This is a genomic window from Eubacteriaceae bacterium ES3 (genome assembly GCA_030586155.1).
Lineage (GTDB): Bacteria > Bacillota > Clostridia > Eubacteriales > Eubacteriaceae > Acetobacterium.
Map to the genome: position 1 here is coordinate 477,177 of CP130741.1, position 16,995 is coordinate 494,171.

General features: G+C 39.3%; 16 protein-coding genes and 1 riboswitch. Of the genes, 11 read left to right on the plus strand and 5 right to left on the minus strand.

The window, feature by feature from the left end; translation table 11 throughout:
• Positions 1-275: 275 nt before the first annotated feature.
• The 5 genes from Q5O24_02095 to Q5O24_02115 all read left to right on the plus strand — a co-directional run bounded on the left by Q5O24_02095 (position 276) and on the right by Q5O24_02115 (position 4,402).
• Positions 276-1,175: a DMT family transporter gene (locus Q5O24_02095; protein ID WKY48147.1), complete on the plus strand. Its 900-nt coding sequence runs from the start codon at positions 276-278 to the stop codon at positions 1,173-1,175.
• 346 nt (positions 1,176-1,521) lie between these two features.
• Positions 1,522-2,682 (plus strand): uroporphyrinogen decarboxylase family protein, encoded by a 1,161-nt coding sequence (locus tag Q5O24_02100; protein WKY48148.1) that lies wholly within the window; start codon positions 1,522-1,524, stop codon positions 2,680-2,682.
• Positions 2,683-2,692: 10 nt separating this feature from the next.
• Positions 2,693-2,818 carry a hypothetical protein gene (locus tag Q5O24_02105; GenBank protein WKY48149.1) on the plus strand — a complete coding sequence of 42 codons (126 nt, stop codon included), beginning with the start codon at positions 2,693-2,695 and terminating at the stop codon, positions 2,816-2,818.
• Positions 2,819-2,914: 96 nt separating this feature from the next.
• The gene (locus Q5O24_02110) at positions 2,915-3,544 is read left to right on the plus strand and encodes a cobalamin-dependent protein (protein WKY48150.1); all 630 of its coding nucleotides are present in this window, start codon (positions 2,915-2,917) and stop codon (positions 3,542-3,544) included.
• A gap of 51 nt (positions 3,545-3,595) precedes the next feature.
• The gene (locus Q5O24_02115; protein WKY48151.1) at positions 3,596-4,402 is read left to right on the plus strand and encodes a methyltetrahydrofolate cobalamin methyltransferase; all 807 of its coding nucleotides are present in this window, start codon (positions 3,596-3,598) and stop codon (positions 4,400-4,402) included.
• 93 nt (positions 4,403-4,495) lie between these two features.
• Here the strand turns inward: Q5O24_02115 and Q5O24_02120 are convergent, their stop codons facing one another.
• A complete protein-coding gene (locus tag Q5O24_02120; GenBank protein WKY48152.1) occupies positions 4,496-6,829 on the minus strand; it encodes a methyl-accepting chemotaxis protein in 2,334 nt (777 codons plus the stop codon).
• A 256-nt stretch (positions 6,830-7,085) separates the two neighbouring features.
• On the opposite strand from Q5O24_02120, the gene Q5O24_02125 reads away from it, so the two are divergent.
• Complete coding sequence (locus Q5O24_02125) at positions 7,086-7,700, plus strand: DUF3786 domain-containing protein (protein WKY48153.1); 615 nt, start codon at positions 7,086-7,088, stop codon at positions 7,698-7,700.
• A 21-nt stretch (positions 7,701-7,721) separates the two neighbouring features.
• On the opposite strand, the gene Q5O24_02130 is transcribed toward Q5O24_02125, so the two are convergent.
• The 3 genes from Q5O24_02130 to Q5O24_02140 all read right to left on the minus strand — a co-directional run bounded on the left by Q5O24_02130 (position 7,722) and on the right by Q5O24_02140 (position 10,790).
• The gene (locus tag Q5O24_02130) at positions 7,722-8,138 is read right to left on the minus strand and encodes a GNAT family N-acetyltransferase (GenBank protein ID WKY48154.1); all 417 of its coding nucleotides are present in this window, start codon (positions 8,136-8,138) and stop codon (positions 7,722-7,724) included.
• Between the two features lie 263 nt (positions 8,139-8,401).
• Positions 8,402-9,697, minus strand: a complete 1,296-nt coding sequence (locus Q5O24_02135) for a metallophosphoesterase (protein ID WKY48155.1) — start codon at positions 9,695-9,697, stop codon at positions 8,402-8,404.
• A gap of 268 nt (positions 9,698-9,965) precedes the next feature.
• Complete coding sequence (locus tag Q5O24_02140) at positions 9,966-10,790, minus strand: exodeoxyribonuclease III (GenBank protein WKY48156.1); 825 nt, start codon at positions 10,788-10,790, stop codon at positions 9,966-9,968.
• A gap of 271 nt (positions 10,791-11,061) precedes the next feature.
• Positions 11,062-11,235: riboswitch (cobalamin riboswitch) on the plus strand.
• A 213-nt stretch (positions 11,236-11,448) separates the two neighbouring features.
• On the opposite strand from Q5O24_02140, the gene Q5O24_02145 reads away from it, so the two are divergent.
• A complete protein-coding gene (locus Q5O24_02145) occupies positions 11,449-11,781 on the plus strand; it encodes a methyltransferase domain-containing protein (protein ID WKY48157.1) in 333 nt (110 codons plus the stop codon).
• A gap of 157 nt (positions 11,782-11,938) precedes the next feature.
• Here the strand turns inward: Q5O24_02145 and Q5O24_02150 are convergent, their stop codons facing one another.
• Positions 11,939-13,390: a transposase gene (locus tag Q5O24_02150; protein ID WKY49192.1), complete on the minus strand. Its 1,452-nt coding sequence runs from the start codon at positions 13,388-13,390 to the stop codon at positions 11,939-11,941.
• Positions 13,391-13,537: 147 nt separating this feature from the next.
• Between Q5O24_02150 and Q5O24_02155 the strand changes: the two genes are divergently transcribed.
• Genes Q5O24_02155 through Q5O24_02170 form a run of 4 tightly spaced genes read left to right on the plus strand, consistent with a single transcriptional unit; the run spans position 13,538 to position 16,985 of the window.
• Positions 13,538-14,023 (plus strand): hypothetical protein, encoded by a 486-nt coding sequence (locus tag Q5O24_02155; GenBank protein ID WKY48158.1) that lies wholly within the window; start codon positions 13,538-13,540, stop codon positions 14,021-14,023.
• Positions 14,024-15,115 carry an iron ABC transporter permease gene (locus Q5O24_02160; GenBank protein ID WKY48159.1) on the plus strand — a complete coding sequence of 364 codons (1,092 nt, stop codon included), beginning with the start codon at positions 14,024-14,026 and terminating at the stop codon, positions 15,113-15,115.
• Positions 15,112-15,864 (plus strand): ABC transporter ATP-binding protein, encoded by a 753-nt coding sequence (locus Q5O24_02165; GenBank protein ID WKY48160.1) that lies wholly within the window; start codon positions 15,112-15,114, stop codon positions 15,862-15,864. The genes Q5O24_02160 and Q5O24_02165 overlap by 4 nt, the downstream gene beginning before the upstream one ends.
• 11 nt (positions 15,865-15,875) lie before the next feature.
• On the plus strand, positions 15,876-16,985 hold the full coding sequence (locus tag Q5O24_02170; GenBank protein WKY48161.1) for an iron ABC transporter substrate-binding protein: 1,110 nt from the start codon (positions 15,876-15,878) through the stop codon (positions 16,983-16,985).
• Positions 16,986-16,995 lie beyond the last annotated feature (10 nt).

The following is a 16,995-nucleotide window of genomic DNA, read 5'->3' on the forward strand; positions in this document are numbered from 1 at the left end:
AAACAAATAGCAAATAATAATAGATACAATACATAAAAATAAAGCAAAAACGACAATAAAGTTCTTGAAATGAATAATTTAACAATATTGAGATATTATAATGAAAATGCGAAAAATTGACAGAACAGCGTTTGCAATATAGAATGTTCCCAAGACAAAGGCGTCACAATTGTGACGTCTTTTTGCGTGGGAAAAAAGTATAAAATGTTTTACTGATTTTCATTGATAATTATTTTAGTGATATAAAAAAAGATAATATTTAATTTGGAGAGCGAATGGAACAGAATCGAAAGCTTGGAATTTTAGCAATTCTTGGAGTGGTACTGATATCGGGCGTGGCCTATATTTCAAAAGATATCATTGTAGATTATTTGAATCCCATCGTAGTTGTAGCCTTGCAGCTGATTATTATGGCTGGTCTCTTAACCGTCTATAATTTTGCCAGAAAGATAAGTTTTGCGGTTGAGAAGAAAGATATCTGGATGATTGTTCTGTCAGGGCTATTTGGTACGACATTTTTTAATCTCTTCAGTGTTATGAGCATTCGCTACATTGGTGGAACGGTTTCTTCGTTATTATTCGGTCTGGCAGCAGTGCTTTCATTGGTCATCGAATTTGTCTTTTACAGACGCAAGCGAACTGTGCTTAGTATAGTGAGCGTAGCGCTTTCTTTGGTTGGTGTTTATATCCTAATGGGCTTAAATCCGGCAGAATTGCTGGAAACAAACTTAATCGGCTATTTTCTAAGTCTTTTAAGCATTATCGCCTGGGTCTTATTCTGCTTTTTTTCAGATCGAGTTTCTTCAGCTTGTGAAAAAACAGTGGTGTTAAACTACCAGGCCTTGGTAGGTGTCATGACAACCATGCCCTTTTTATTTGTTTATCCGGTAGCCCGTTCTTCATTAACTAATCCGATAGTAATTATTAATATGCTGGTGTTGGGTGTACTGAATGCGACGGTGGCTTACTTTCTTTGTATCTATGCAATTCGTCATATTGGACTGACCTTTTCCAACTTACTGATGAATTTTTTCCCGGTGATTACGGTGCTTGTAACCTTTTTAATTTATGGGACTATGCCAAGTCTTAACCAAATGATTGGTGGGGTGGTGATTCTGATTTCCGTGCTGATTCTGAATCGAGACCAGAAAAATTTGATCGAAGTAGAAACGTAAAATCCATTTTATTACAAGATATGAGTCTTGAAAAATAATTTGAATTATTTATGTAATATATTTTGTTGTAAAATGAAATGTTATAGAGCCTTTTGTCTCGCATTCCTAACAATTTGCTTTTTTAAAGATACCTGGGTCAGCCAAAATAGGCTGGCTTTTTAAATGTTCATAAAATATAAAAATTTACAAATAAAGTTTCCGAATGTCTTTTAGAAGGTAGTACTTCAAAACTAAAATTTGCTATGATCTAAAGCATTAGATGAAAACGATTGTTTTTAGGAACGGATTTTTTTATAAGCCGGCAATTTGAAAAAAATCAGTATTGAAATGTATAGAGGAGGAAAAAATGGGCGATACTTATGAAGAGAAAATAAAAAGGATTATAACAACGGTAAATCATCAGGAACCGGATAAGGTGCCGATTTTATCACTATTTGAGACTTATTCAATTGCTTATGCGGGCGGAACGGTTCAGGAGATGACTGATCATCCGGAAAAGGAAATTGAATACTATTGTGCCCCGCATAAAGATATTTATTCTGACGTTTTATTAGCGGCTGGACTGGTATTTGATGCTAAAAGTGCCGAGTGTATGGGCAGTGAAAGTCACTTTGTTTCTGAAGATGGGACGACTGTTCAGCATAAGGAAATGACACCAATGGAAGCGGATGAATATCCGGAGTTGATTGCAGATCCGGAAGCTTATATTTTTAATAAAATGCTGCCAAGAAAAGCAAAAAAACTGGCGGGAAACAATGAAGAAAAATATGCTGCTATCAAAGCTTTAGTCGATCACTGGAAGATGAAGGGAATGGTTCAAGGCCAGCTGATAGAAAAACTTAAAACTGAATATCAGTTGCCAACCATGATTGCCGGATTTGCTTATCCGCCATTAGATTATATTTTTGATTATCTAAGAGGGTTTAAAGGAATTTCGATGGACTTACGTCGTCATCCCAAAGAAGTGGAAGCGGCCTGTGAAGCTATGTATAAAATAGCTGATGGTTTTATGGGTGTGCCCGACCAAGTGATGTCAGTGCCGGAATTCCCGTTTTATGCAACAATGATGCATATACCAACCTTTATCAATCCTAAACAGTTTGAAAGGTTTTTTCTGCCGACCTACGAAAAACTGATTTATAAGATACATGAACGCGGTGGGAAACTGGTCATGTTTCTGGAAGGTAATTGGGAATCCAAATATGATTGGCTTAACAGTTTACCCAAGAATTTTGCTGTAGGAATTATCGAAGATGATGATATTTTTGAAGCAAAAAAGAAAATCGGTGATAACATTACTATTGCTGGTGGGATGCCAATGGAGAAATTAAAACTGGGAACTAAAGAGGAATGTAAGGATTACGCGAAAAAACTGATTGACGAATTGGCTCCGGGCGGGGGCTATATTTTCTCAACTGACCGGGCGATGCTTTCAGGAGGCGATGCAAAAGCTGAAAATCTGATTGAGACCTTTAATTTTGTCCATGAATATGGCGTTTATAAATAAGGAGAAAAAAATGGAAACGGAAAAAACTGTATTGGAAGTACTGGAAGAGATTAAAGAAAATGAATTGGAAGGCTTTCCGGAAGAAGCAAAAGCCGGTTTTATGGAGCTGATTAAATTTATGATGCTGGCTTCATAAAAAATAGCTGAACACAAAAGTAAATGAATTCAGTTTGGGAGAAGCTGGAAAATTTATATAATCGGCAATTTAATTATAAATAAGGAAGGGTATAATATGTTGGATTTAAAAAAATTAACTGAGGTATTGGGAGAGCTGGAAGAAGATGAAGTGATGGATATGTTGAATGATTTTATGTCCACCAATCCATCTGAAGATGATGCATTAGAAGCAGTTGCAGCTTGTCAAGCGGGAATGGCTATCGTAGGAGAACTGTTTGAGCAGGGAGAATATTTTGTCGGTGATTTGATTTTTGCAGGAGAGCTGTTGACTGAGGCAATTAACGTTTTAAAACCGGCGTTGGGAAGCGATAGTCAGGGAACTTCCGGTAAAATTCTTTTGGGTACTGTCCATGGAGACCTGCACGATATCGGCAAAAATATCTTCAAAAGTATGTCTGAAGCTGCCGGTTTTGAAGTGGTTGATTTGGGAATTGATGTGGCGACTGATGAATTTGTTAGCAAAGCAAAAGAACTAAATCCGGAAATAATTGGGATGAGCGGGGTTTTAACCCTGGCTCTTGATTCTATGAAGGATACAGCAGAAGCTTTAAAAGCGGCTGGTATTCCGGCAAAGATTATCATTGGTGGCAATCCGGTGACTAAAGAGGCCTGTGAATTTATCGGAGCTGATGACTTTACTACTAATGCAGCGGAGGGTGTTAAAATCTGTCAGGGCTGGATTTAGTGGCATCGAACAGTGTATAATAAATGATGGAGATTTTAGACGGAGGAAGTTATGATTATTATCGGAGAAAAAATAAACGGAACCATACCTGTGGTTAAAGAAGCGATTGAAAATCGGGATGCAGCATTTATTGCAGATCGGGCGGTGAAACAGGCTGAAGCCGGAGCAGATTATATTGATGTCTGCGCCAGCACATCTCCTGAGCTGGAAGTGGAAACCCTTAGATGGCTGATGGAGGTGGTGCAGGAGGCAACGGAAATACCACTTTCCATCGACAGTCCTAATCCGCGAGCAATTGAGGCAGTTTTTAAGTACGCAAATAAGCCAGGGATGATTAATTCTATCTCTGAAGAAGGTGATAAGTGCGAAATTCTTTTACCGCTGTTGCAGGGAAATACCTGGGAGGTTGTGGGCTTGACCTGCGATAATAAGGGAATTCCCGATAATCTGGAAACCAAGCTTGAAATCACAAAAAGTATGGTGGAAAAAGCAGACAAACTAGGGATAAGTACAGACCGCATCCATATTGACCCATGTGTAATGGCGCTGTCCACCCAAAATTCTGCAATGTTAGATTTTGGGGATGAAATAAGAGCCATCAAAGAATTATATCCTTCTATTCATGTGACTGGAGCTATCAGTAATATTTCATTTGGCCTGCCGGTGAGACCGCTTTTAAACAAAACGGCCATGGCTTTCGCTATTGAAGCGGGTATGGATTCTGCCGTTATGGACCCCTTAAACCGGGCCATGATGGAAACTATTTTTGCAACCTATGCTTTAATGGGACAGGATCGTCATTGCCGAAAATACAGTAAGGCTTATCGTTCCGGGCAAATTGGGACAGTAAAAAAATAAGTGTTGGGCGATTATTGATTAGCAAAGTCAAGATTTGAAAAAAGACTGATCCACTGTTTAAAGGTGGATCAGTCTTTTATCTTCATCAAATTTTTAGTATTTGTCTGCTTCAATGATATTGAGATGAATTGCAGGCGGCTCATTTTTATTAACTACAAAAGTATCTTCTTTAAGTGCCACCTTTTTTTCAAGTTCAATGGGAGGTGTTTTCATTCCACTTCCAATTTTGTCTTTTTGTTTGATTTTAAAAGCAGCGATCATTTCTTTAAGCAGCTGTGCTTGACTTGAAAGTTCTTGGCTGGAAGCAGCGCTTTCCTCTGCTGTGGCGGAGTTAGTCTGAACTACACTGGCCACCGCATCAATACCTTGAGTGATCTGGGTAATTTCAGCCGCCTGATCATTAGAGGCTTTGGCAATTTTATCGACGAGTTCGGTCACTCGCTCAATCTGTTCAAGAATTTTCTTCAGGCTGTTTGCCGTTTCATCAGCAATTTTAGTCCCATTTTCTACTTTCTCAATGGAGCCACCGATGAGTCCGTCAGTTTCTCTGGCGGCTTCTGCACTTCTGGCGGCCAGTGTTCTGACTTCTTCAGCAACAACAGCAAACCCTTTACCGTGTTCCCCTGCCCGGGCTGCTTCCACTGCGGCATTTAAAGCCAGAATATTAGTCTGGAATGCGATATCATCAATAACTTTAATTACCTTGGAAATACTATTGGATGAATCATTGATATCGTTCATGGCCATCATCATTTTTTCAATTTGAAGGTTACCTTGTTCAGCATTTTTATAAACGATTGTTGTTAAAGCATTGGCATCATTGGCATTCTTAGCATTCTGTCGGGTTTCGGATGCAATCTCTTCAATTGATGCTGAAAGTTCCTGTATGGAAGAAGCCTGTTCGGTAGTCCCCTGAGAAAGAACCTGGCTGCCTTCGGAAATTTGGCTGGCTCCAGTTTCAACCTGATCGGCAGCAATATTGATATCGTTCATGGTCTGGCTCAGGCTGGTTGAAATTTCGTTAATGGCTATTTTAATATTGACGAAATCGCCATGATAGTAGGACATAATTTCCTGATCCAGATTGCCTTTACCCATTGTTGTGAGAGTGGCGGAAATTTCGTCGATATAGCGTTTCAGGAATTTAACGGTATTATTAAGATCTTCTTTAATCCGTCCGTTGTCGCCCTGATAATCACCTTCCATTAAGGTGTTAAGATGACCCTTGGCGAGTTGTCCAAGGACTGCTGATGCCTCTTCAATTGGTGCGATGATTGCATCTAGCGTCTGATTAAAACCGCTGATCACACGTGCAAATTCGCCCTGGAACTTGCTTTCATCACCGCGGTTTGAAAGATTTCCTGAAATGGCCATTTGAGAGAGCGTATCAGTTTGATTGACCAGACCGATGATGGCTTCCATCATTTGAATAAGTCCCGGAACCAGCCGGTCCTCTTCGCTTAAGGAACCAATATTAATCAAATCATCGAGATCCTGCATATCGCCTTGCGCGATATGATTGGTGATTTTAACGATGGTAATCAAATTGCCCCGTAGGCTGTTGATGGACTCGGCAATCTCAGCATAAATGCCCTGATAATCGGCTTCGATTTTTTGGGATAAATCATTTTGCTGCATTTTCCTAAGGACGTGATTGCCTTCAGTTAAAGCGCCCAGACCATCAATACAGGCATTGATATTGTCTTTTAAATCATTAAAATCACCTTTGTAATCAATGACCAAACGGGGTGGAATCTGACCACGACCAATACGTTCGATTGTTTTAGAAGCAACTTTAAGCGGTTTCACATAGGCGGTAATGACAGCGTTCATACCAACAGCCATTTCCTTGAAATCACCAGAAAAATTTTCTGGATCGATCCGGTAATCCCAATTACCATTGAGGACTTGCTTTTTAGCATCCTGTATAGACTGGCTGACCTGAGAAATTTCTGATACGACCTGATTGAGTGAGTGTGATAAAATATCGTATTCCGATTTGGGATTGATTTGTGAAGATAAATCGCCAAGTGATATTTGTCTGGTTGTTTCAGATTGAAGGTGACAGTGGGAAATTATTTTTTTAAATGCATTGGCCAGGTAGCCAATTTCATCCCTTGAGTCAATACTAATTTCCAGTTCAGTTTCACCTAGAGCTATTTTGTCGGCAATTTGCGTTAGTTCGACCAAAGGATCGGTCAATTTTTTTGAGACAAAGTATGCGACACTGCTCCCACCTGTGAGGATAAGTAAGCCGACAATGACAATGATTGAAGACGGCAATCCGCATCGGTAGGATACTAAGCCCATAATGCATAAAGGAATGATTAATAGAAAAAAATTGAAGATCATAAATTTTTTTGAAAGGTTCATGCCTTTTTGAAAATCTGCTTTTAGCTGGGTAATTTGAAAATCTTGTACGTCCATCTTTTCTCCTCAAAAACAATTATTTAGTATATTAATACGTTTACATTAATATTATAACGATTAATGAGATGTGCAACCAGAATTTTTAAGGATATAATTTTGTCCCTGTAGATTTATTGAGCGCAAATTTTAACGAAAATTTAATGACAGATTGGGAAGATTATTGCGGTTGACAGTTTTATGCGGTATCATAAAAAGACGAGTAAGCGACAGATATAAAAATGAATTTTAATTAAAGAATAAGAAGGAAAATAATATGGAAACAAACCAATATCAGTTAAGATGTGAAGAATGGCGATTAAAAGCTCTAGAAATCGATTATAAAGAGCGTTATCAGGCTTTAAAGCTGTCCGGTTACGATGAAAAAATGCTGTCCATTAAGTATTTTGGGGTTGATTATCTGCTCGACCGGGAAGATGCCCGTCTTTACGAAGCAGATAATCAAGAAAAAGAAATTGATTCAACTACCCAGTTTGCCATTTATCATCTCTTTTATTATTCCCAAGAAACACCTAAAAATTCAGGTTATTTTGTACCTTTACACGAATTAAAAGGGGCAGCACCATTTGCTGCTGCTTTTAAAAGACAAACGCTGATTCCATTTGCTAAACACTTTGAAGGTAAACTCGATATGTTGATAAATACAGCAGAGAAAATGGGTTTTGAGCGCCTGAAAAACTCTGATGCTGGTTTTAAGGCGATGGCTTTTTCCTGTATGCCGGTAAAGTTTTATTTCTGGGATGGTGATGATGAATTGCCAGCTGAAGCTACAATTTTATTCGATGACAAAGTCACCGATTTTACGCATCCGGAAACAGTGATCATGATAGGGGATGATCTGGTTAAACGTATAATAAATGCTTCCGAATAATGGATTTTAAGCCAGATCCTTTTAGGAAAGCGTTTTTTCCATTCTTATATGTGGGCAATGTTCATCTAAATAGACTTCACCAATCGCTGTAAATCCGCATTTTTCATAAAAAGATCGGGCAGTAACTTGTGATGAAAGAACGATTTTATGTCCACCGTCTTTTAGAACTTCTTTTTCTGCACCTGCAAGCAGTTCTTTTCCAAGATTTTTGCCGCGATAGGGTTTTCTTACAGCAAACCTTCCAAGGATAAAGGTTCCGCTTTCTTTATCGGGGTAATATCTGCAGACTGCGACGGCAAGTTTGTCCAGGTAATAGAGCAGGTGTACTGCCTGACCATCAATTGTGTCAAATTCTTCATTAAACCCCTGTTCATCTACAAAAACTTCTGTACGAATTTCAATCTCTGCTTCTGTTAAGCTTGTAATTCTTTGTATCATTTTATGCTCCTTATGATATAGCCATCCACATTGAATGCCAGGCACTTTTTTAATTTAGTGGGTACTGATTTACTCTCAAAGTGATAAACAATATAAATTTTCCGATTATTATAGCAAGTCGAGTTTCTCTTGTCAAGAATTCATCAGTATGGAAAATGTGATAAGAAGCATTATATGCTTAGGGTAGTCATATTGCTTTAGTTGATAACAGAAAGTATAAAAACGGCTGCAAAAGTGAAAACTTTTGGTAGCCGTTTTTAAAATCATGAGGCAGAATCCAGTTGGCTGGCGGTTTGCTCTGAAGCATTGTATTGCATCAAACGAACATCTGTTGTATCCTGGCCGGATTCGATGACCACAAAAGTCATATCATCACCGAGCAGGTTTTCATCAATCCAGGTTCCGGTGTTAGCGTAGATTTTTTCGCTGTTGTAACCTTCGCTAAAGGTATTGAGTACAGGTACATGAGTATGTCCGAAGATAACCACATCAACCGTTGAATCAATATCAAAATACTGGGTAACAGCCTGTTCATCAGTGTAGGTTGAATCCTGAGCCTTGGCGGTTGCTTCGGCATAAGGAAGTTTAACAGCCACATTGTTGAGCTCCTGAAGGGCATCCCATCGACTTTGAACATCAGCGTATAAAACAGCACTGATACGACCATCAGTCTGTTGAGTCGGTAAAAGATCAGATAAGGAAAAGTTGTTGTTATAGCCATCAAGGTTGACATTGATAACAGGATCGTTAAAGTCCGCTACAATTGGGAAGCCTTGAATAGTTCCAGCCCAGGTCTGGTAATAGATGTAGGCGCCAAGTTGGTCGATATTGTCGGAAGCTGGCTGGGTAACCTGAGGTAAATCTTTTTGCGCGCCAGATTTTTCTTCAACAACAGAAGTGGCAGCTACTCGGGTAAAGAAATAGCCAGGGGGCAATATTGACGGGTAGTCACCAGTGAATTCTTTGTTTGATAGGGTATCGGGAGCGCAGAAAGTATTATAGCGGTGGCCATGTTCAATGACGATTTCCGAACGAGTTCCAGTGCGGTAGGTGCCAAGTCCATCTACATCACGGGCCTGCTCTATGCCGGGAATCAGTTCTGCAAGAATTTCTTCAGTTAGAAGTAGATCGTGATTTCCAGGTACATAGGTCACCTTGACATCGTTTTTGATGAGTGTTTTAAACTCATCGATTACTTGAGCATTGTTGTCAGCAACATTCTTGAAAAATATACTAAGATCATCTGGACTTTCATAGTTTGCGGGGACAAACCATTGGTCTAAAAGATCACCATCGATGACAATTTCGTCAACTTCGCTGGATCTGAGTTGCTCCAAAAAGGAGACCAGTGCTGCTTTGTTGGTTACAGTCTCGGAAAAACTGTCATCAATTCCCAGATGGAGATCACTGATGACGACAATTCGGCTTGATTCATGCTCAGAATCATTTTCAAACAGGTTTAAAGAGGCGGCTGAAGCAGAAGGGTTTGAACAACCGGAAGTGGTCACGATTAAAATAAGAGAGAGCGGTAATAATAGATTGTGTTTTGTCCATTTCATAATAAGTACTCCTTTTCGAATTTTTAAAATGGAAATCTGTACGTGCTTTCACGAATTATAACAGAACTGAAGGTGAAAAGATAGTGATTAAAAAAAAAATTACAAATTTCACCAAAATACTGCATTGACAGATGAAATCAGAAGTTTTCCAGTAGTTTATAATAGCAAGGATACCCTTTTATCAGGTATAAAAGGGTATCCTTGCTAGGGTGACTTAAATAGAAGTATTGCGACTGAACTAAACGCAAGATCGATGAATCGAAATTCTTTAGTCTATTTCAAACAATAAAGGTGTATGATCCTGTCTCGCCCCGGAATCTATCATTTCCGATTTGATGACCCGATTGATCAAGCGGTCACTGACCAGCCAGTAATCAATTCTCCAACCGGAGTTATTGATTTTACTGGTTTTGACCCGTTGAGCCCACCAGGAGTAAACCCCTGGTATATCTCCGTGCAGACTGCGGAAAGTATCGGTGAAACCTTTTTCCAGAAGTGCCGTAAATCCCTGTCGTTCTTCTTCGGTAAAACCTGCAGATTGGCGGTTGTTTTCAGGATGAGCTAAATCGATTTCCTGATGAGCGACATTGAAATCACCGGTGGCAATGACCGGCTTGTGTTGATCCAGAGAAGCCAGATAATCGGCATACTTCCGATCCCAGACTTGACGATCTTTAAGTCGGTTCAAACCATCACCGGCATTGGGGGTATAAACCTGAGTCAGAAAAAAATCATCGAACTCCAGAGTAATGATCCGTCCTTCTGAGTCCATGGTGCCAGGTGCTCCAATTGAAGGAAGGGTGACACTGGGGCTTAAATCGGTTTTATACAGAAACATCGTACCGGCATAACCCTTGCGGGCCGGTTCGACTGACGAATTCCAGACAAATTGATATCCCGGGAATAAGGTGTTTAAAATTTCTGAATGTTTTTTGGTTGGTCCGTTAGCAGATAACTTGGTTTCCTGAATGGCAATGACTTCAGGCTGATATTCAATAATAGTTTGTAAAACCTGCTTAGATAATAAGGCTCTGGCTGAATCACTAGTCAGGGCAGCATTTAATGAATCAATATTCCATGAAATAAATTTCAAATTTTCACCTCGTTTTTACTGCGTAAACACAGTAAGCAAATTTAAATTTACAGTGTTTTGGCAGGATTAAATAAATTGTATATTAAAATTGTATCAGGCGTCAAGGTGCCACTAGGTCAAGAAAGAAAACTTATTTCACGAAAAGTCAATATTATAGTTTTATGAAAATGATTGCTTGATAGTATTTTATGTTCATTAACCATAAATAAAAATAGGTATTAATTATTGACAAATGTTTATAATGGTGATAATATGTAATTCAATCCTAACAATATGAATATAAAATTAAGGTGCCAATATTAATTGGAGAATAGGGAAGCTTAGAAAGCACGGACCCACCACTGTAAACAGGGACGAATTCTTAACAGGCCACTGGATAAAACTGGGAAGGCTAGAATAGGATGAACTGTTAGTCAGGAGACCTGCCTTAATGCAAGAAAATTCCAGGGGACTAATGGAAAAAGAACTACCTTAAGATGGGAAGGCTTCTGTTTTTTTACAGGAGTCTTTTTTGTGTAAAAAATTAAGCCGGTTGAAACTGGCGATGAGGCAGAAGTAGAGCAAAAGCCGAATTCCGTTGTATTTTCAACGTTAAATAAAAGGGGATTTTGAGATTTGGCTAGAAGACAGAACTATATCAATAAAAAGGGAGAAACGTATGAACTTTGAAAACGAATGGCGAGAAATGCAGGAACTGAAAGATATAGATGAAACCCGAAAATTTTGGGATTTTCGGGCTGAGGAATTTAATGAAATTGGAAAACGACGTGACGAAAATGATGCAGTCATAAATATGCTTCTTTCCAAAGGCGCAATTTTTAAAGGGGCTAGAGTTTTGGATATTGGTTGTGGAGCTGGACGATATTCTAAATTATTTCTGAAAGCAGGTTGTGAGGTAACCGGTATAGATATCTCACCAAATATGATTGATTTTTCTAAGGAAAATGCAAATGCTTATGATCCGGATCGCTTTATCTTTAAAGTAATGTAGGTAATTGCGAAATGAAAACAAAAATGAAAAAAATGAGAAAGTAGAGCATGAAGAGAGCTGATTAAAAAAGTATGACAAAAAAAGCAGGAAGCGTTGCAAAAAAAAGGCGCAAAAATAAAAGCCTGAGAAAAGCCTGAAAAAAACTTTATTTTAGCAGTTAGGCAATCAGTTTTTTAAGACTGCGGATGTATTGAAGCTGATGAATGTTGTCAGCAAGAATGACAGTAATCAGCTGGGTAATGCCAGCCAGGAGCAGATCCGCGCGAAGCGTCCGAGCATTTCTTGTTTTGCGACCGGCAACACAGAAAGAATCTTTGAAATGATTGAGTGACTGTTCAACAACACCGCGAATTTTATAGATTTGCTGCCACTCGTCAGTACCCCGAAGCGTACCTGGGTAAGCTCTAAGGTTTTTTTCAGGGTAAACATAGAACATCCGGCCACAGGAAGAAGGTGTGCAGGGTTTTTCGCAGAAACACTGACGTTTGGATTTACCGGATTGCTGCCTGACCCATCGGGTTTTGGGACAGGTAAATTTAAAGCGGACGAGACCATTTTTACGCCTGGTTTTACCTTCCGGTTTCATGGGAAGTGAAGGGTTGTCCGGACAACAGGGGATACCATGCTCATTAACCGGGCAATCGGAATAAGAAAGGGAGCCCCGCGAATTGAGGGGAATGAAGGCTTTTTCAAACTTTAAATCAGTCAGCAGCGAGTGATAAATGACTGAGCTGTCAAAAGCGGCATCACCAATAAAAAGTTTGGGAACAATCAGCGGATGCTTTTTAAAAAAGTCGGAAAGAACAGGAATAAGTGCTTTGGTATCATGGAGCGACTTGTCCTCGTCGGGAGAATCAGACTTTTTCTCAACAGCAATATCAGGATGATCAACCAGAAAGTTGGCATCATAAAAAGAGATATCCCGGACAATGCCAAGGCCGTTGGTGATCATGCCGAATTTATAGACATAACAGAAATGACCGTTGATATAAAGCTGTTTAATAGAAGAATTGGCTTTAGCGTGGGTGGGCATGGCGCCATAGGCGGCCTTGTAGGGATCATAGGAATCATTCAGCTGATGGGTTTTCTTGAAAGCTTTGAGCTGTTTGATGATTTTATTGGCAAATTTGGGATTATTTTCAGTAACATAGGCTTCAATTCCCGAAGTATCAAAGATGGTCATCATGGCCTTATGAGCATCGATCTTTTGGCAGATTGGTTCAGTTACATCAACAAGTTGATGAAAAAACGATTGTAAGTCCGGAAGATAATCTTGCTTGAAGCGAGTCAGCTGGGATGCGTGGGGAACTCTGCTGAAACCGCAGAAATCCCTTAATTCGCTGGAAAACTTGAGAAAAGTGATCAGCAGGGTGTCAGTGGGAATGGAAAAAATTCGCTGCAGAATGAATGCCCAAAGAATGGAACAAAGCTCAAAATCACGGTGTCGCCCATTACAAGCATAGTAATGACTGTAAAAAGAATGTGGAACCAGAGCATGAAGGTCAAGTTTTTCTTCCAGCAGTGAAAGAAAGTGATGTTTGTCCTGTTCAAAAAAATGAGTGCAATCAGCATAAATTTCAGCAAACGAAAGCTGTTTTTGTGGTAAAATATCCATATATAACTCCTTTCAGGATGATGGATTGTTGTGGTTGTAACTCAATTTTATCATAATCTGGTGAGGAGTTATATTTTTTTATGTTAAAAATATCCCGCTATTATGCGGGTTATGGCATTTCGCAAATGCCTATTTAAAGTAATGACATGGGAGGAGGCTGATCTTAAAAAAGAAGGATGGGAAAAAGCATTTGACCTGGTTTTTGCATCTATGAGTCCTGCTATTAATGGACCGGAAGATTTGCTAAAGATGATTGAGGCGTCACGTAATTTCTGTTTTATGAGCAGTCATCTTTATAAAAAAGATTTGATTGGAGAGGAATTGAAAGACCAGTTTCATTTAAATAACAGAAAGGCAAACTACCGTAAAAATCTATATTACGCCTTTAATATATTATGGGAAAAAGGTTATTTTGCTGAATTCACACATCAGGATTATGCACGAAAAAAGACCTGGAAACTGGAGAGTGCTTTTAATTATTATAAACAGATTTTAGAGGGTAAAGAAGAACAAGACAAGTTAAAGGAATATCTTAAGAAAAAATGTGTCGATGGTTTAATAGAGGATGCCAATGAGTCGAAAAATGGCTGGCTATTCTGGTCGGTGCTTGATCAGAAAGGGACATAGATGCTAAAAAAACCAAAAGAAAAGCTGGAAATTGATGGTGACAGTATCGAATTGTACCAGAAATTTACCGTCAAAAAAACATTGTTAAGCATTATTCTTCTGGTCGTATTGCTGATTTCTTCAATTTTTGCAGTAAATAGTGGAGCCTTTGATGTGGGATCTACAGATATTTTAAAAACACTGATGAGTATAGGCACAGAAATGTCCAATGTGGTGGTCTGGAAAATCAGATTACCAAGAATTATGGCTGCTATGATTACTGGAGCAGGACTTGCTGTTGCCGGTTGTGTCATGCAGAATAATTTGAAAAATCCAATTGCTTCTCCCTCAACACTGGGTATTACCAGTGCAGCAGCATTTGGGGCTAATATTGCGATTATTGTATTGGGGGCTGGAACAGTGCAAACTTCAGCTTCCCAGCCGATTGTTGTTAACAATCCTTATCTGGTAGCAATTTTTGCTTTTAGTTTTTCAATCCTGGCGACATTTGTTATTTTAATGCTGGCAAGAATGAAAAGTTTTTCGCCGGAATCTATCGTGCTGGCAGGTGTGGCTTTAACGTCTCTTTTTTCGGCAGGAACTACATTGATTCAGTATTTTGCTGATTCTGTTCAATTAGCGGCAGCCGTATTTTGGTCATTTGGAGATTTGGGTAGAGCCAGCTGGGAAGAAGTTGGTATGATTGTCCTGGTTGTTGGGGCAGGAATGATTTATTTTATGTTTAAGCGTTGGGACTACAATGCCATGGATTCTGGGGAGGATGCGGCCAGGAGTTTAGGTGTAAATGTGGAACAGAGCCGTTTTGGCGGGATGATGGTTTCATCTTTGATTACTGCGGTGACAGTTGCTTTTCTAGGTAGTATTGGATTTGTAGGCCTGGTCGCACCACATATGGTAAGAAGAATAATTGGTGGTGACCATCGTTTTCTGATTCCGATTTCGGCTTTAATGGGTGCAGTGATTCTCCTGCTTTCAGATACATTGGCCCGGACAATTGTTTCGCCTATTGTTTTGCCGGTTGGTGCCATTACATCATTCTTGGGGGCGCCATTGTTTCTGTACTTACTTATTAAAGGAGGAAAAGGAAAATGAATTTACAGGTTGAAGGACTGGCATTCACTTATCCAAGTCAGGATGTTTTAAAGGAAATTTCTTTTTCACTTAAAAAAGGTGAATGTCTGGCGATTCTTGGAACCAATGGAGCAGGGAAATCAACCCTTTTAAAATGCATCAATAAAATACTTAAGCCTCAGAGGGGTGAGGTTTTGATTAAAGAAAATGATGTTAAAGGCCTTAAAGGAAATCAATTGGCTCAAAAAATCGCCTATGTGTCTCAAACGAATCAGAGCTCTACGACTACAGTATTTGATTCGATCCTTATCGGTAGAAGACCTTATATAAAATGGGATGTTGGCAAAAAAGATTTGGAAATTGTCAATCATACCATTAAAACTTTGTCGCTGGAAAAGTATGCCCTCAAAAATGTTGACGAACTCAGTGGTGGAGAATTTCAGAAAGTTCTTATTGGCAGGGCTCTGGCTCAGGAAACAGATGTTTTGATGCTGGATGAGCCAACCAGCAGTTTGGATTTGAAAAATCAGCTGGAGGTTTTGGAACTTATTAAAGAAATCGCAGAACAGAGACAGATTGCGGCTGTTGTGACAATTCATGATTTAAATTTAGCCCTGCGTTTTGCAGATAAATTTATTATGCTTAAAAACGGTGTGATTCATGCTGCTGGTGGCAAGGAGGTTATTACTAAGGAAAATATCAGAGAAGTGTATGAGGTTTTAGTAAAAGTGGAAACAGTTGAACAAAGAACTGTAGTAGTTCCTATGTAAGAGGAGAAGAGATGAAAAGAATAAGATTTATTTCGATCGTGCTGGTAATGGTGATGGTATTTGCTTTGTCAGGTTGTACAACCGCGGAAACAACAGAAAGTCAAACAACAGAAGGTGGCTTTGCGGTTACGGATGTAACTGGTAGAACAGTTGAATTTGGGAGTGTTCCAGAAACGGCAGTGGCTATCGGTGTCGGTGCACTAAGGCTTTATACTTATGTCGGAAATGTTGAAGATTTGGTGGGTATCGAAGAAATTGATCAGAAATCTTTTGTGGGAAAACCTTATGTCATAGCTAATAGGGAACTGTTTTTAGAATTACCGGTTATTGGAACAGGTGGTCCAAATGCTACAATTGATCCGGAACAAATTCTGTCGGTTGAACCAGATGTAATTTTTACAACTCTGGCAACAGATGCATCTACTGCTGATGAACTGCAGTCGAAGACAGGTATTCCGGTAGTGGCCTTAATTAGCGGATCAACATGCTTGTTCGATGATACTTTATATCAATCCCTGGAACTGATAGGGGATGTAACTGGTAATAGCGGGAAAAGTGAAGAAATCATTGCATCTATAAAAGACTATGAAAAAGATCTGAATATGCGAACCGAAGGTATTGAAGAATCGACGAAATTAACCAGTTATGTAGGCGCTTTAGGATCTAAAGGGCCACAGGGGATAGAGAGCACCAGAGCGGAGTATCCGCCTTTTGTGGCCGTGAGTGCCAAAAATGTAGTAGATGAGACGGGAACCTCTGGCAGCTTGATGATTGATAAGGAACAACTTCTTGAATGGAATCCGAATACTATTTTTATTGATTATGATGGAATTGAAAAGGTCTATGAAAATACGGCTGCTAATTCAGAATATTATGAGGCCCTGGAAGCATTTAAGAACGGTGAAGTTTATAATATCTTGCCGTATATCCTTTACGGGACAAACATCGAAGTGGCCATTGCTGATGCCTATTATATTGGCAAGGTACTATATCCCGATAAATTTACCGATGTGGAACCGGACCAGATCATGGATGAAGTCTCTGAAAATCTTTTGGGAGAAGCAGTTTATGAACAGATGGTTGCTGATTACGGTACTTTTGGTAAAATGATGATTGACTAATAAAATAGAT

Excerpts from the sequence above, each read along its gene's own strand:
- Q5O24_02120 (WKY48152.1), bottom strand. The coding sequence starts at position 6,829 with ATGGACGTACAAGATTTTCAAATTACCCAGCTAAAAGCAGATTTTCAA.
- Q5O24_02145 (WKY48157.1), top strand. The coding sequence starts at position 11,449 with ATGAACTTTGAAAACGAATGGCGAGAAATGCAGGAACTGAAAGATATA.
- Q5O24_02095 (WKY48147.1), top strand. The coding sequence starts at position 276 with ATGGAACAGAATCGAAAGCTTGGAATTTTAGCAATTCTTGGAGTGGTA.
- Q5O24_02125 (WKY48153.1), top strand. The coding sequence starts at position 7,086 with ATGGAAACAAACCAATATCAGTTAAGATGTGAAGAATGGCGATTAAAA.
- Q5O24_02130 (WKY48154.1), bottom strand. The coding sequence starts at position 8,138 with ATGATACAAAGAATTACAAGCTTAACAGAAGCAGAGATTGAAATTCGT.
- Q5O24_02105 (WKY48149.1), top strand. The coding sequence starts at position 2,693 with ATGGAAACGGAAAAAACTGTATTGGAAGTACTGGAAGAGATTAAAGAA.
- Q5O24_02170 (WKY48161.1), top strand. The coding sequence starts at position 15,876 with ATGAAAAGAATAAGATTTATTTCGATCGTGCTGGTAATGGTGATGGTA.
- Q5O24_02155 (WKY48158.1), top strand. The coding sequence starts at position 13,538 with ATGACATGGGAGGAGGCTGATCTTAAAAAAGAAGGATGGGAAAAAGCA.
- Q5O24_02160 (WKY48159.1), top strand. The coding sequence starts at position 14,024 with ATGCTAAAAAAACCAAAAGAAAAGCTGGAAATTGATGGTGACAGTATC.
- Q5O24_02115 (WKY48151.1), top strand. The coding sequence starts at position 3,596 with ATGATTATTATCGGAGAAAAAATAAACGGAACCATACCTGTGGTTAAA.
- Q5O24_02165 (WKY48160.1), top strand. The coding sequence starts at position 15,112 with ATGAATTTACAGGTTGAAGGACTGGCATTCACTTATCCAAGTCAGGAT.
- Q5O24_02100 (WKY48148.1), top strand. The coding sequence starts at position 1,522 with ATGGGCGATACTTATGAAGAGAAAATAAAAAGGATTATAACAACGGTA.
- Q5O24_02135 (WKY48155.1), bottom strand. The coding sequence starts at position 9,697 with ATGAAATGGACAAAACACAATCTATTATTACCGCTCTCTCTTATTTTA.
- Q5O24_02110 (WKY48150.1), top strand. The coding sequence starts at position 2,915 with ATGTTGGATTTAAAAAAATTAACTGAGGTATTGGGAGAGCTGGAAGAA.